Source organism: Paenibacillus sp. USDA918EY, from assembly GCF_009870825.1.
Classification (GTDB): domain Bacteria; phylum Bacillota; class Bacilli; order Paenibacillales; family Paenibacillaceae; genus Paenibacillus_AQ; species Paenibacillus_AQ albilobatus.
This window is the reverse complement of the sequence record NZ_WTWY01000009.1, coordinates 123,410-138,031: the sequence shown is the minus strand read 5'-3', so window position 1 is coordinate 138,031 and position 14,622 is coordinate 123,410. Positions and strand designations below refer to the sequence as shown.

Here is a 14,622-nt window from a genome sequence, read left to right as displayed (position 1 = left end):
TGTGAAATTATTTCAAAAACTCTTGAAGCTTTTTCACGTTGTCTTCGAATTTGGCCTGCTTGAAAGCTTCGACTTTGGCAAAGCCGGCTTTGTCGCGTTTTTCCAAAAACTCGTTCCAAAGCTTGTCGAATTCCTCGTCCGATTTGCTCAAAAGAAGCTTCGGCAGCGTTTTGCCCCAGGTTTGGGCGATTTTGTTGCTCGCGATGCCTTCCTCGGAGTTGCCGGTCGGGTTGATGTTGTCGTATTGGGAGAAGCTTTTCGTTTTGCCTTTGGTCCAGTCCTCCATTTGCTTGAACGGTTCGACGCTAGGCGGCTGCCATTGCAAAATCATGTTCGTATCCTGCATCATCCAGAACGTAAGGGAGGCGCCGTATTTTTTGTCGAAGGCGGAACGGTCTTTGTTCAGCAGCTCCAGCGCTTCGGGCTTAAATTGGTCTTTGCCGTCAATCGTATCATAGGTGACGCCTTTTTCGCCGAGGTACAGATCCTTCTGGCCTTCTTCGCTGATCAGATATTCCAGGAAGCGGATCGCTCTGGCTTTGTCTTTGACGTTTTTCGAAATGAGCGTGACCGTCCATCCCGAAATGCCGGGACCTGCCAGCGTCGGCGGATCCATCTTGGTGTTGGCCGGGCCGTCCACCGCGATGTAGACGGAGTTCGGATCTTTGGCGTACAGCGCGTTTTCCTGCGCCGTCAGGTCGCTGCGCTGATAGATCATGGCAAAATAACGGCCTTGGGCGATTTTTTCTTCCATTTGCGGGCGTTTGTCGATAAAGATGTCTTTGGCGAGCAGCCCTTGCTCGTTGGCCTGACGCAGCGTCTTCAGCCAGCGGACATATTCCGGATCGGTTTGGCGGTCATACAGCTTGCCGTCTTTTTCGTACGGGATGGCGAGGAAGTTTTGCAAATACCCCTCAAGGCTGCCGTTGCCCACGTCGTTAAATTCGGTCAAGCCGAGCGGGATCATCGGCTGGCCGTCGACCTCCGGGAATTTCTCCTTCGCCATCTTGAGCGCGTTCAGGAATCCTTCCGGCGTGCGCATATCCGGTTTGCCCAAAGCTTCGTACATATCCTTCCGGACGAGGAACGTCTGGTTGGACACGTATTCCCGCGAATATTTTTCAAAATCCTTCGGCGAGGAAGACGAGTTCGGATAAACGTACGTGTTGCCGTCTTCTTGCTTGTACCAAGCCATTTTCGCCGGGTCGGCGACCTTTATGAAATAAGGATCGTATTCTTCGGCCAGTTTGTTGAGCGGAAGCACCAGATCGCCTTCGATCATCGTTTTCACGGCGTCCTCCCACCAGCCGAGCGTGATGAAATCGGGCAGGCTGCCGGAGGCGATCATCGTGTTCAGTTTCTCGTTTTCGTTGCCGGCGGGAACGATGAAGTTGACGCTGACGCCGGTTTTTTTCGTGACGTATTGGGAGGTCGGGTCGACGCCCCATTTGTTGGCGAACCACGAGAAGTTCAAATACCAGTCGAAGGTGATCGGGGACGTGTCGGCTTTCCAGCCGGGTTCGTCCGCCGATACCGTCTTCGCTTCAGGCGCCGGTTCGTTTTTGTTCTCGGGTTCCGCCGCCTTGGTGTCCCCGCCTGACGAGCCGCCGCATGCGGCAAGCGAAAGCATCAGCGTAAAGGCCAGGAGCAGCAGGCTGCTTTTGCGTAAAACATGTTTTCTCATACGTCTTTACCCCACTTTTTATATTTTGGTGAAACCGTGTTACCGCTTGGGAAAAAACTCCGGCGCCGCTTACCCCTTGATGGAGCCGATCATGAGGCCTTTCACGAAATACCTTTGCAGGAACGGATAAGCAAGCACGATCGGCGCGGTCGTCACGACCATGGTCGCCAGCTTGATGGACTGGGAGGTGACGTTTTTGGATATGCCTCCGGGCATGGCCGCGGCCATCTGGTTGGAGCTGGACTGGGCGACGATCCGGTACAAATAGGTTTGGATCGGCTGCAGGTCCATGTTGTTGATATAAATCATGCCGGTGAAGTAGTCGTTCCATTGGTACACCCCGTGAAACAGGGCGATCGTCGCAATGACGGGCATCGACACCGGGATGATGACGCGCACGAAAATGGACAGGTCGTTCGCTCCGTCGATTTTCGCCGCTTCCTCCAGACCGTCCGGTATTTCGCGGAAAAAGGTCATAAAAATGATCAGGTCGAAAAAGCTGAACATGGCCGGAATGATGTACACCAAAAAGTTGTCGAGCAAATGAAGATCGCGGATCAGCAAATAATAGGGAATCAGGCCGCTGTTGAAAAACAGGGTGACCGTGCCGATCAAAATGTACAGCTTCTGCCCGACAAGCTCCCGCCGGGAGAAGGCGTAGGCGACCATCGCCGTAAAAAACACGTGCACCGCCGTGCCGATCAGCGTTTTGGCCACCGTGACCCCCATCGCCGTCATGATGCCGCTGCTGCGGAAAACGGCCTCGTAGCTTTCCAGGCTGAAAATCCGCGGCCACCAGTAAATGCCTCCGCGCATGGCGTCTTGTCCTTCGTTAAAGGAATTGACGAGCACGTACCAGATCGGGTACAGCGTCACGAAGCAGACGGCAAGCATGATCAGCACGTTGACGGCGTCAAAGGCCGCATCCCCGGCAGTTGTTCGATTCCGTTTGAACATGGGGCATCAACCACCTTTTCGTTAAAATAGGGATGTACCGTTGATTCTCTTGGATGCCGAGTTGGCGATGAGAAGCAGTACCAAAGCAATCAAAGATTTGATCAGACCGACCGCCGTCGAATAAGAGAAACGGTTGTTGACGAGGCCCGTCTGGTACACGTACACGTCGATGACGCTGCTGGCGCTTTCGTTGAGCGAATTGCGCAGCACCAAAATCTGATCGAAATTCGAGTTCAAAATGCCGCTGACCGCCAAAATGAGCAGGATGGTAATCGTGCTGCGGATGCCGGGCAGCGTCACATGCCACATCCGCTTAAAGCGACCGGCGCCGTCGATGGTTGCGGCCTCGTGGAGATCGGGCGAAACGCCGGCGATGGCGGCGAGATAAATGATGGCCGACCATCCGAGCTCCTTCCAAATGTCCGAGGCGACGACGATGCCCCAAAAATATTTCGGTTCGGCCAGGTAGCTGATCGGCTCGTCGATGACGTGCAGCGCCATCAAAATATGGTTGATGATGCCGACGTCCGCCAGCCAGGTGGCCAAAATGCCGCCGAGGATAACCCAGGACAGGAAATGGGGCAGGTACGAGATCGTCTGCACCGCCTTTTTCATCCGGATCGAACGCAGCTCGTTCAGGAACAGCGCGAACAAAATCGGCAGCGGAAAACCGATGACCAGCTTGATCATGCTGATGCCGATCGTGTTCCAGATGACGCGCGGCAAATCCTCGTCTTCGAAAAACGCTTTGAAATGCTCGAGTCCGACCCAAGGCGCTTCCGAAATGGGACGCGTGATGACGTACTGCTTGAACGCGATGATGATGCCGTACATCGGTATGTAATTGAAAATGATCATCCAGGCGACGCCGAGGAGCGCCATGACCTGCAAATATTTCTGGCTGAGCAGCTTTTTGAGAAGCAAATTCCGCTTTCCCGCCGCAGCGGGAGCTTCGGGCTGCGCCATGTTTGCGCCTAGCTTGGCACGCATGAGTTCCGACCCCCTGTAAGTGCTTTCATTGTTGCATCTTCTATTGTAGAAGGGGGTGGAGGAAAGTAACAGGTCCAAAATTTCGTTTTTAGGGTTGCTTTTTTCGGGTCTTGCGACAAAATTCGGCCCGATCCGTCCTTGTTGAAGGAACGTATGTTTGTTACGATCTAGGAAAAGACATCCGGCGCGGGCCGCTGAAGGAGTGAAAACGCTCATGTTTCAATACATGGACGAAAGATATGAGAACAAGGATTTTAGCCAGGCCGATTTAAGAAGCGGGGAACTGAAGGGCTGCGTTTTCACGCGCTGCCTCTTCCGCGGCACGGAAATGAACGAAATATGGACCGCAGGCTGCCAGTTTATCGAATGCGATTTTGGAGGCGCCGCGTTTAACGCTTCCTTGCACACGCGGTCGGCGTTTACGAATTGCCGGTTTGCCGGCGCGAACCTGTTTGTCTCGAAATGGGAGGACTGCAAAATGACGGGCAGCGATTTCGGGGGAGCCTATCTGGACGGCATCACGATTCAGGGCGGGGAGTGGTCTTATACGAACCTGCGGCAGGCGAACCTGTCGAAGCAGGTGCTCAAAGGCATTCGCCTGATCGAAGCGGATCTCAGCGAATGCAATCTGCAAAAGGCGGACTTGCGGGAAGCCGATCTTTCCGGCGCGAAGCTGTTCAAAGCGGCTTTGAAAGGAGCGGATTTGCGGGGAGCGAAAATGGACCGGATCGATTACAGGTCGTTTGACCTGACAGGGGTGCGGCTCGATTTGGAGCAAGCGGTTAACGTGGCCCGATCTTACGGGGCTAAGGTGGAATAAACCAAACAGCGCAACATCGCGGGTCAATGGCTTCGAAGCCGAATCAGGTCTTTGCGGGAGCCCGGAAATTATAAATTCATATTGTTAAGAAAATATCGACGTACCTCCTAAGAAGACAGACCGCGTTTATAAGGTAGTTTTTCCTGCAATATCAGGAAGGCAGTGGCTCTGTAGTTGATACTTTCTAAGTATTAGCAAAAGGGGATTTTCCGAGCGGAAAATCCCCTTTTTGCTGTTCGCTTGCACCAGACCACGGCTTTTTCGCGTACTTACATTGGGTTTGCAATTTTCCTTTTTTATCAACGGAGCCTAATTTGCAAAATCGATGGGTTCCTTTATTTCAATGATGTCAGGGGCCGCGCCTGATTCACACGTTGCCGACAAATTTATCTATAATTCTGCAAAACCTGGATACAATATACATATCGCTGAGCGCCATGTCCGGACCGGCCCGTCGGGCAGGCGCCATATGAGGAGGCGGTTCATTGATGAACAGTGAAGAATGGGTCACCCACCTGACGGAGCTGCGGAAACGCCTGATCTGGGTCATGCTCTTTTTTATCGTAACGCTGGCGGCGGGTTTGTACATGTCACCCAAAGTGCTGCTGTACATGAAAACCCGGCCAGCCGCCGCCGATATCGTGTGGAACGTGTTTTCCCTGACGGACGGCATGTTCATCTACATGAAATGCGGCTTTCTGGTGGCTGTATTTTTCACCGTTCCGCTTGCGCTGTACCATATTTGGGCGTTCGTGCGACCCGGCTTGACCAATGAGGAGGCCAAAAAAACGTTTTGGTTCGTTCCGCTGGCATTCCTTCTGTTCATGATTGGGATTGCGTTCAGCTTTTACGTCGCGTTTCCGATGATGGTCTCCTTCCTCTCCAAAATGAACCAAACGGTTGGTGCGGTCGAAACGTACGGGATGGATCGTTATTTTTCCCTTCTGTTCAGCGTCGTGTTTCCGCTTGCGCTTGCCTTCGAAATGCCGGCCGTCGTTCTGTTTCTGACCCGGCTCGGTATTTTGGGGCCGACGCAGCTGAAAAAAGTGCGGAAATACGTCTATCTGGCCCTGGCCATTGTCGGGTCGATGATTTCGCCGCCGGATTTCGTTTCGCATCTGTCCGTGACCATTCCGCTCATTTTGCTGTTCGAACTCAGCATTCTCGTTTCCGGATGGTATTTGCGCCGGAAGGAGACGGGGCAACCGATTCTTGATCCGAAAGGAGGCGCCAACCATGTTTAACAATATCGGGCTGCCGGGGCTTCTGATCATCCTGATGATCGCCCTGGTCGTATTCGGACCGTCCAAGCTTCCCCAGCTGGGCCGGGCTGTGGGGGACACGCTGCGGGAATTCCGCTCCTCCACCAAAGGTGTCGTCGAAGACATTACGAACGAACCTGCCGCCGAGCCGGAAAAACTGGCCGAAAAAAACTAACATCTTACGAAAAACACCTCCTTATAACGCTTTTGGCGCTAAAGGAGGTGTTTTCGTTCCCATTCATGCAAGCTTTATTTGTTTTGATCCAAATGTGCGCTTTTTTTGATGACGGCCATGTCTTTGCTCATTTTGGAGACCGGCGTGCCTGCGCGCATCGCGGTTTTGACCCGTTTGATCGCCTGGATGGCTTTTGGATCGTGAACGGTGTAGACCTTTACTTTTTTTCCGTATACGCCCAACGTTTCGGCGCGGATCACCTGCAGATTGGTTTTCGTGTTGTCGCGCTGTCCGATGGTGTAGCCGTACCCGCCTTTTTGGCTCATATACCCTCTGCCGGACGAGCCTTCGTTCGGGCTGAGCACTTTATGCGGCTGCGGTTCGGAGTTTTTGATGTGGGTGTGATGCTCCGGATCGCCGATGTAGACCGAATCCCCGAGGGTCAGCACGCTGATGCCGGTAATGCCGGCGGATTCCAGCCGGTCTTCGAGCGTTTTGGATTCCGGCGTGTTGTGCAGGCTGGAGGTGCCGATGCGGCTGTAGACGCCGGAGCCCATTCCGCTGTAGGTCGTCCCGTTTTCGTTGGTCGTGCGGACTTTTTCCCCGTTGAATTTCGGAATGACTTTAATGCTGTTCAGATGCGGATGTCCGTCGGTGCTTGCGTCTTCCCGAAGTCCGTCGTTCGTCAACCGATGGGCGCCGTGGGGGTGGTTGGCGTTCGATTGAATCCGGACCGGCTTCGTCTGCGCTTTTTGCTTGGGCGTGCCGGTGCAGCCGCTGAGGGCGATGGCGGCACAGATCGCGGGAACGGCGATTTTGACGATGGATCCTTTCATTGTTAATCCCTCCCTGGATATGTTGAACATACGATTATGATTATCTTTCCGGGGATGTATTATTTGTGGGATATTTCGACAAAATAACAAAAAACTGATGTTACCCCAAATCATTGGAGTGCATCGACACCAGTTGGAGGTTGACATTTATGGCTAACGAAACCGAAGAGAAAGAGTTGAAAGACCATAGAGAACCGGACCAATCGCGCCGGAATTTCTTGAAAAATTCGGGATATGCCGTCGGCGGCCTGATCGTCGGCGGAGTCGTCGGCAGTTTGCTGCGGACGCCAAAAAAAGCGACCACGAACAATAACGTGAACAACGGCACCGCCAACAACCAGGCTCCGGCGACGGAAACCGTCAATTTCAACCAGGCGCTCATGTACTTCACCCAGGAACAGTTTTTAATTACGGAAGCCGCCACGGAACGCCTTTTCCCTGCGGACGATAACGGGCCCGGAGCCAAGGAGCTTGGCGTTGCTTACTACATCGATCACCAGCTTGCCGGCGAATGGGGCAACAACGGCAGGGAATACATGCAGGGTCCCTTCTACAAAGGGGAAACGACGCAAGGTTACCAGGGCCGCCTGAAACGCCGCGAAATTTTCGATATCGCCCTTCAGGAGATGCAAAACTACAGCAATAAAAAATACCAGAAAAAGTTCAAGGATCTTGCCCCGGAGGAGCAGGATGCCGTGCTTAAGGCATTCGAAACGGACGAGGTCAAGCTGACGACCATTTCGGCCAGCGGCTTTTTCAAAACGCTTTTCAACGCAACGATGGAAGGCGTCTATGCGGATCCGCTGTACGGCGGAAACACCAACATGAACGGCTGGAAGCTGAAAAATTATCCCGGCAACCAAATGTCTTACACAAAAATCATCGAGCAGGACCAATTCGCTAAAATACCGCCGGTCAGCTTGAAAGAGCATCTGCCACATTCCTAAAAATACAACCAGAGGTGATTTAATTATGGCTACGAAACTGCCAAAAACGGATGTCGTCATCGTCGGCGTCGGCTGGGGAGGCGGCATCATCGCTTCGGAGCTGACCAAGCAGGGCTTGTCCGTCGTCGGCCTTGAACGCGGCAAAGAAAGAAAAACCGAAGATTATTTCATGGTGCACGACGAATTGCGCTACGCGCTGCGGTACGAGATGTTTCAGGATTTGTCCCGGGAGACGATCACGTTCCGCGGCAACGAAAAAATCCGGGCGCTGCCGATGCGTTCCTACGGTTCCTTCTTGCTCGGCGACGGGCTGGGAGGTTCGGGCGTGCACTGGAACGGACAAACCTTCCGTTTCCTTCCGTACGACTTCGAAATCCGGTCCAAAACGATCGAACGTTACGGGAAAAATAAAATCCCTGACGGGATGACGATCCAGGATTGGGGTATTACATACGATGAGCTGGAGCCGTACTTCCTCAAATTCGAAAAAACCGCCGGCATTTCCGGGGAGGAAAACCCGCTTGGAGGCAAACGTTCCGAAAAATATCCGACGGGGCCGATGAAAACGACGCCGGGGATGAAATTGTTCGCCGACTCCTGCAAAGGGCTGAACTACCATCCGTACCATATGCCTTCCGCGAACCTGTCGGACCAATACACGAACCCGGACGGCATTGCGCGCGCGGCCTGCCAATATTGCGGATATTGCGAGCGTTTCGGCTGCGAATACGGGGCGAAAGCCGATCCGGTCGTCACGGTCATTCCCGTTGCGAAAAACACGGGCAAATTCGAGCTGCGCACGCATTCCAACGTCAGACGGGTGCTGCACAAAGGCGGCAAAGCGACGGGCGTGCTTTACATCGATACCACCACCGGCGAAGAATACGAACAACCGGCCGACATCGTCGTGCTGACAAGTTATGTCTTTAACAACTCCCGCCTGCTGCTGTTGTCGAACATCGGCAAACCTTACGATCCGAAAACGGGAACGGGTGTGATCGGCAGAAACTATGCCTACCAGGTGCTTAAAGGCGCCGCCGTCGGCTTTTACGAAGACAAGGAATTCAACCTGTTTGCCGGAGCGGGGTCGCTTGGCATGTGCATCGACGATTTCAACGGCGACAACTTCGACCATAAAGACCTCAATTTCATTCACGGAGCCAACATTTCCTACAGCCAAACCGGGGCGCGGCCGATCCAGAACAACACGGTTCCGCCGGGAACGCCGACCTGGGGCAAGGACTACAAAGCGGCTTCCATTAAATACGCGAACCGCCATTTGAATGTCGGCGCTCAAGGCTCCTGCATGCCGTTCCGCCATCATTACCTGGACCTCGACCCGACGTACAAGGACGAATTCGGCGATCCGCTTATGCGGATTACGTTCGACTTCGAGGACCAGGACAGGGAGCTGGTCAAATTCATGGGGGCCAAATGCGGCGAAATCCTGAAACAGATGGGCGCAAACAACGTCGTGGCCAATACGAAGCTGGCGCCGTACGAAATTACGACGTACCAATCGACGCACAACACCGGCGGGGTGATCATGGGAAGCAGCCCCGACACCTCCGCGGTCAACAATTACCTGCAAATGTGGGACGTCGATAATCTGTTCGTCATCGGGGCATCCGCATTCCCGCATAACAGCGGCTACAACCCTACAGGCACCGTGGGTGCGCTGGCGTACCGGGCGGCTGAAGGGATTCTCAAATACCGCAAAAAACCCGGAAGCCTCGTGTAACACCGGCAGAGGGAGCCGTCCCGAGCGATCGTTTCGATCCGGGGCGGCTTTTTTGTCGGCGGTAAAATCTCGATTGTTGCCGGAAAAACCGCGTTGATGCCGCTGTCCAAGAAGCTTGAAAAAGCTCTCGGCCTTCCGAAATGTTTTGCGGAAAACCGGCTGAAAATGATACAATGTTTTCATATGAGGATTTTGCAAAAGTCCAAGGAGCGGCTTTCAATCAGCAATATATGGAGCGAAACGGTTTCATTCGTCTATATATTGTACCCGGGAGCGGCCGGAATCGAACGTTTTGCAAAATCCTGGTATTCGATTTGCAAAGTTACACAAAAAGTTGAGAAGAGGCGAAACCGAAATGGCAGATAAACAGCGCATGCTCGTATTCGTAGGTTCGTATGCTGAAGAATCTGCGGACGGCGTATATGTATATGCTTTTGACGAAACCAATGGAGAGCTTACCCGGCTGGATCAAGTATCGGGGCTCAAAAACCCGACGTTCCTGAATTTGGACGCGCCGCGGCGCAAATTGTACGCGATCAGCGAAACGGCGGTGGACGGGGCGAAGCAAAGCGACGCGGTATCGTACGATATCGATGCGGAAGAAGGCAAGCTGAAGGAAACCAGCCGCGCGAATGCCCTGAACGGACCGTCCTGCCACATTCAGCGCAGCGCGGATAACCGTTATTTGACTTTGACGAGCTACCATAAAGGTTCGATCAGCCTGGTCGAAATGAAGGAAGACGGCACGGTAGGCCGGGTGCTGGACATCCGGAACCATGAAGGGCGGAAACACGAGCAAAAATCGCATGTTCACTCCTCTTTCTATAGTCCGGACGGCCGGTTTTTGTTCGTATGCGATTTGGGGCTGGACACCATTTTTACATACCGCATCGATCAGGACAAGCTGGTTCCGGTGAGCGAAGCGACGGTGAAGGAAGGCGCCGGGCCGCGCCACCTTACGTTCCATCCGAACGGAAAATTCGCTTACGTCATCAACGAGCTGCAATCGACCGTCACGGCGTTCCGTTACGACGCGGAGCAGGGATCCTTGACGGAAATCGAAACCGTATCGACGCTGCCGGAAGGCGTAAAGGTCGAGAACGGATGCGCGGAAATTGCGATTTCGGCAGACGGACGTTTCCTGTACGGATCCAACCGCGGGCATGACAGCATCGTCGTCTACGCGGTGGATGCGGAAACAGGCAAGCTTGACGCGGTTCAGCATGTATCCGTGGAAGGCAGACATCCGCGCCATTTTTCCATCGTACCGGGCGGACGTTACGTGCTTGTCGTGAACCGGGATACGAACAACCTCGCCGTGTTTGCGAGAGACGCGGACAGCGGCAAGCTGGCCTTTACGGGCAAATCGGCCCAAATTTCAAAGCCGGTATGCGTGTGGGCCGACCGGTTTTAAGCCGGAAGGATCATTTTATAAATAAGGGAAGTCCCGGATATCCGGGGCTTTTTTTATGCAGACGAAGGTTGGCTTTTAGCTTGAAGGGAATTGAAAACGGGGAGCGGGTCCGTTAAGATCTAACCAAAGGAAAGGAAAAAATTACCGCCAAGGAGGTTGTTGAGATGCGCTTTATCGATGTGACGTTAAAAACGGCCGAGCTTGATTCGCTCAAGCATTTTTACAAGGATGTGCTGCAGGTGCCGGTGGTTGCGGAGGGGGAGAGTTTTTTATCGCTGCGGATCGGCGAAACAACGCTGACGTTTGAAGAAACGCAGGAAGGGCGGCCTTTTTACCATTTTGCGTTTAACATCCCCGAAAACCGGTTCCGGGAGGCAAAAGCTTGGATCGCCGAAAAAACGGCGCTGAACACGGAAGACGGCGAAGACGAAACGAATTCTACCGATTGGAACGCCCATTCGGTGTATTTCGAGGACCCCGCCGGCAATATCCTGGAGCTGATCGCAAGGCACAGCCTGAATAACGCGTCGGACCGACCCTTTGATGCGGAAAGCCTGCTATGCGTCAGCGAAGTCGGCATCGTGAAGGAGGAAGTGCCGCCGTTTGTGGATGAGCTTGTCGGCCGGGGGTTTCCGAAGTATCGGGAAGGCGGCCTCGAATTTGTGCCGGTCGGGGACGAGTACGGGCTGCTGATCGTCGTAAAAAAAGACCGGCGCTGGTTTTTCGCGAAAAAAACCGCGGAGATTTTTCCGGTGAAGGTTCATATCCAAGACGTTGGCGTCATGGAATTTTGTTAAATGGTCCGCTGCAAGCCCGAAGAGGGCTTGCAGCGTTTTTCGTTTAAATCGCCTGGGCGCAATGCGGCACCAATACCAGGTTGCACGGCGGACGGCTGGTTATGAGGATCTCTTTCCATACGTTCGCCGTCGACGACATGAATCCTCAGATGTGCGCAATCGTGTCGAAACGTCGAATATTCATCCGGCAATTTTTATGTTCGCTCACTAACGGCAGTATAACGTCCACGGCTTGCCGGATTCCAGCGGCGTTTTGCAGGCATATCCCTTCTTCAATGGAGTACGCCCGCCCAGCCATCATTTGTTGATCCCTCCGGAATCGGATCGGCGAAGCAATGGGTGAAGACGAACGATGGAGGTTGCCACGTCGACCATTCGTTTCCGCTCGTTCAATGCCTGCTTCCGCAGCAGGTCATAAGCTTCGGCGTCCGATATGTTTTTCAGCTCGCATAAAATGCCTTTCGCTTGGTCGATCCATTTCCGTTCCTCGATCCGTGCCACAGATGGGATTTGCTGGCGCACGGCGTCGATACGCTCGTCGTTTATATGGGCGTTGGACGGATGGAGGAAATTTGCGGGAGCTGATCGTGCACGGCAAATCTGAAGCGAGCCCCGCCGCGGTGATCGAGCAGGGAACGGGCGAGGCCGAACGCATATTGATCGGCACGCTGGGCAGTATCCCTCACGTCTGCCGAAGGATGAAAGTGAAAAATCCTGCGCTCCTAATCATCGGCGAAGTCGTGCGCGTACGGAAACAGTGCTCCGGCTGACGGAAGAGGCCCGGGAGCGGATCGGCTGATTTAAGCGGTCTTGCCGGAAAGGGGCTGGGAAGGGCCGGGGGTACGGCGAAAATCACAAAAACGGCCCGCATCCGCATGCGGCGCCGTTTTCTTTTTTAAGAGAGCCTTTAGTTTTCCAGCCAGCTTTCATCCCATAGGATGTATCCTGTCGATTTTTCGCCGGCCGGGCCTTTGAAAGTCACGTAAAGCTCCGTCGTCCCTGCAGGAAGCACCAATTCGTTGTTGACGACTTTGCCGTTTCCGATTTGGCCCGTCGCAAGCGCCTGGCCGTCTTTATCCGCGATGGAATACGTTGCCGTGCCGTCGCTTTTCGGCGATTTAAATCCGACAAGGACGCCTACCCGTTTCGTCCCTTCTTTGACTTTAAAGGCGACGCCTTGGCCTGCGCTGTTGACTTCGTTAACGATGAAAGCCGTCTCGTATTGGGTTTCCCCGAACAGCAGATCCGCTTTGTTGCGCGTGATGCCGCTCGCAAAATAACTCCATTTGAGATGGGAAACGTTGTTGACGCTGAACGGTACCCGTTCTCCTTGCTTGTTGGGCGTTTCCGCTTCTGCTTGATTTGAGCCGGTGGATATCGTGATTTGCTGCTTGGCTCCGTCAAACTTCACTTCCGCTCCTGTGGCTTCGGCCACAGCGCGGAGCGGCACGTATGTCGTTCCTTTGTAGCTGATCGGCGTGGCTTTTGCGCCGTTGGCGTCTTTAGGCGTCCAAGCTTCCCCGTTGAGCAGGAAAGTGAGCCCATGATTCAAATTGGCCTGGATTTTCTCCAAGGTAGAGGCAGCTTGAGAGGCGGTTACCGTGCCCAGCACAAAGGACAAGCCCAAGGAAGCCGTCAGTAGCATCTTTTTCTTCATTTACAAATTCCTCCTTGTTTGGTCTTTTTCAAGGAGGTGATTTCGACATTTATGCGAAAAATCCTTCGACATTCACGAAAATAGGTCAAAGCCATCGTTTGTTGCAGCCGTCCGGTCAAACCGTACGTTTTTTTCTTTTTTATCACGTGGGCCGTTTTTGTGGCGGAATTTTTGCGGCGAACGGTTCATCATCACCTTGGATTCGATTCGGCCATATCTGCTGCGGCGATCAAAGATACCCCCGATTCGAATTTCACTTTTTCGCGGGCCGTACAGGCACAGATGGGTCATCGCCTACATAGAATGAACAGACCGCACTTGTGAGCCGCCGTCCTATTTAGACGAAGTCGCGGTGCCTAAGCCATTCAGCAGGAGGTGTCATCTTTGCCCGGATTATTCAGTTTTATCGCCCTGTTTATTAAAGAACTGACGCTGCTGGTATCGTATGTCAAAAATAACGCTTTTCCTCAGCCCCTAACGGAAAAAGAGGAGAGCAAATACCTTCAATTGATGTCCGAAGGAGATGCTCATGCCCGCAATATGCTGATCGAACATAACTTACGGCTGGTGGCTCATATCGTCAAAAAATTCGACAACACCGGCGAGGACCTGGAGGATCTGATCTCGATCGGCACCATCGGGCTGATCAAAGCGATCGAAAGCTTTCAGACGGGAAAAGGAACGAAACTCGCCACGTTTGCCGCCCGCTGTATCGAAAACGAGATACTTATGCATTTACGATCATTAAAAAAGACGCGTAAAGACGTCTCCCTTCATGATCCGATCGGAACTGACAAGGAAGGCAATGAAATCACCCTGATCGACATCCTCGGCAGCGAAGCCGACGATGTCGCCGATATGGTGCAGTTGAAAATCGAGAAAAGCAAAATATATCGCAACCTCGACATTTTGGACGAACGCGAGCAGGAAGTCATCAAGGGGCGCTTCGGGCTCGAGTTCGGCGGAGAGGAGCGGACGCAGCGGGAAATCGCCAAGGAGCTCGGCATCAGCCGCAGCTATGTGTCTCGGATCGAAAAAAGGGCGCTGATGAAGCTGTATCATGAGTTTTATAAGACAAAGAGCGATAAGCAATCTTAATTGGTGAATTCAAACAAACTCAAAAGGGTTAGCCAATATCTGCCTCAAGCAATTTTAGGCGGATATTTTTTTTAGGGTATGATCTTCATCGGTGCCGAAATGATCACATTAAAAGAAATCATGTGATAGCTCCAGATTTATTTTCGCAAGTTTCAAATAATATTCCTTGACGGGAATATTCCTTTGGTGGTATATTGTGAACAACAGAAAGATGGTTACAACGAAGGATTGAAAGCCATAAGAA

The 14,622-nt window shown here is 53.1% G+C and carries 14 protein-coding genes and 1 pseudogene; 9 read left to right on the top strand and 6 right to left on the bottom strand.

Annotated elements, in window-relative coordinates; genetic code table 11:
* Positions 1 to 7 precede the first annotated feature (7 nt).
* The 3 genes from GQY55_RS18905 to GQY55_RS18895 all read right to left on the bottom strand — a co-directional run bounded on the left by GQY55_RS18905 (position 8) and on the right by GQY55_RS18895 (position 3,607).
* Entirely contained in the window at positions 8 to 1,684 is a 1,677-nt protein-coding gene (locus tag GQY55_RS18905; RefSeq protein ID WP_160043435.1) for an extracellular solute-binding protein, read from the bottom strand.
* 69 nt (positions 1,685 to 1,753) lie between these two features.
* Complete coding sequence (locus GQY55_RS18900; protein WP_160043434.1) at positions 1,754 to 2,641, bottom strand: carbohydrate ABC transporter permease; 888 nt, start codon at positions 2,639 to 2,641, stop codon at positions 1,754 to 1,756.
* Between the two features lie 21 nt (positions 2,642 to 2,662).
* The gene (locus GQY55_RS18895; protein WP_236575715.1) at positions 2,663 to 3,607 is read right to left on the bottom strand and encodes an ABC transporter permease; all 945 of its coding nucleotides are present in this window, start codon (positions 3,605 to 3,607) and stop codon (positions 2,663 to 2,665) included.
* Positions 3,608 to 3,857: 250 nt separating this feature from the next.
* On the opposite strand from GQY55_RS18895, the gene GQY55_RS18890 reads away from it, so the two are divergent.
* The 3 genes from GQY55_RS18890 (at position 3,858) to GQY55_RS18880 (ending at position 5,888) form a co-directional block, all read left to right on the top strand.
* A complete protein-coding gene (locus tag GQY55_RS18890; protein WP_373309282.1) occupies positions 3,858 to 4,451 on the top strand; it encodes a pentapeptide repeat-containing protein in 594 nt (197 codons plus the stop codon).
* Between the two features lie 488 nt (positions 4,452 to 4,939).
* Positions 4,940 to 5,695, top strand: coding sequence for a twin-arginine translocase subunit TatC (gene tatC / locus GQY55_RS18885; RefSeq protein ID WP_160043431.1), 756 nt, complete (start codon positions 4,940 to 4,942; stop codon positions 5,693 to 5,695).
* A complete protein-coding gene (locus tag GQY55_RS18880) occupies positions 5,688 to 5,888 on the top strand; it encodes a twin-arginine translocase TatA/TatE family subunit (RefSeq protein ID WP_160043430.1) in 201 nt (66 codons plus the stop codon). The genes tatC and GQY55_RS18880 overlap by 8 nt, the downstream gene beginning before the upstream one ends.
* Before the next feature lie 74 nt (positions 5,889 to 5,962).
* Here the strand turns inward: GQY55_RS18880 and GQY55_RS18875 are convergent, their stop codons facing one another.
* Positions 5,963 to 6,724 (bottom strand): hypothetical protein, encoded by a 762-nt coding sequence (locus GQY55_RS18875; protein WP_160043429.1) that lies wholly within the window; start codon positions 6,722 to 6,724, stop codon positions 5,963 to 5,965.
* A gap of 149 nt (positions 6,725 to 6,873) precedes the next feature.
* Between GQY55_RS18875 and GQY55_RS18870 the strand changes: the two genes are divergently transcribed.
* The 4 genes from GQY55_RS18870 (at position 6,874) to GQY55_RS18855 (ending at position 11,623) form a co-directional block, all read left to right on the top strand.
* The gene (locus GQY55_RS18870; RefSeq protein WP_160043428.1) at positions 6,874 to 7,671 is read left to right on the top strand and encodes a gluconate 2-dehydrogenase subunit 3 family protein; all 798 of its coding nucleotides are present in this window, start codon (positions 6,874 to 6,876) and stop codon (positions 7,669 to 7,671) included.
* A gap of 25 nt (positions 7,672 to 7,696) precedes the next feature.
* Entirely contained in the window at positions 7,697 to 9,412 is a 1,716-nt protein-coding gene (locus GQY55_RS18865; protein ID WP_160043427.1) for a GMC family oxidoreductase, read from the top strand.
* A 355-nt stretch (positions 9,413 to 9,767) separates the two neighbouring features.
* Positions 9,768 to 10,826: a lactonase family protein gene (locus GQY55_RS18860; protein ID WP_160043426.1), complete on the top strand. Its 1,059-nt coding sequence runs from the start codon at positions 9,768 to 9,770 to the stop codon at positions 10,824 to 10,826.
* A 164-nt stretch (positions 10,827 to 10,990) separates the two neighbouring features.
* On the top strand, positions 10,991 to 11,623 hold the full coding sequence (locus tag GQY55_RS18855) for a VOC family protein (protein ID WP_160043425.1): 633 nt from the start codon (positions 10,991 to 10,993) through the stop codon (positions 11,621 to 11,623).
* A gap of 297 nt (positions 11,624 to 11,920) precedes the next feature.
* Here GQY55_RS18855 and GQY55_RS31505 read toward each other — a convergent pair.
* Positions 11,921 to 12,121, bottom strand: a pseudogene (locus GQY55_RS31505) (ANTAR domain-containing response regulator); the annotation flags it as partial.
* A 5-nt stretch (positions 12,122 to 12,126) separates the two neighbouring features.
* Between GQY55_RS31505 and GQY55_RS18845 the strand changes: the two are divergent.
* Entirely contained in the window at positions 12,127 to 12,393 is a 267-nt protein-coding gene (locus GQY55_RS18845) for a hypothetical protein (protein WP_236575720.1), read from the top strand.
* 137 nt (positions 12,394 to 12,530) lie between these two features.
* Here the strand turns inward: GQY55_RS18845 and GQY55_RS18840 are convergent, their stop codons facing one another.
* A complete protein-coding gene (locus GQY55_RS18840) occupies positions 12,531 to 13,280 on the bottom strand; it encodes a stalk domain-containing protein (RefSeq protein WP_236575707.1) in 750 nt (249 codons plus the stop codon).
* 384 nt (positions 13,281 to 13,664) lie between these two features.
* Between GQY55_RS18840 and sigK the strand changes: the two genes are divergently transcribed.
* On the top strand, positions 13,665 to 14,378 hold the full coding sequence (gene sigK, locus GQY55_RS18835) for an RNA polymerase sporulation sigma factor SigK (protein WP_160043423.1): 714 nt from the start codon (positions 13,665 to 13,667) through the stop codon (positions 14,376 to 14,378).
* Positions 14,379 to 14,622: the final 244 nt, after the last annotated feature.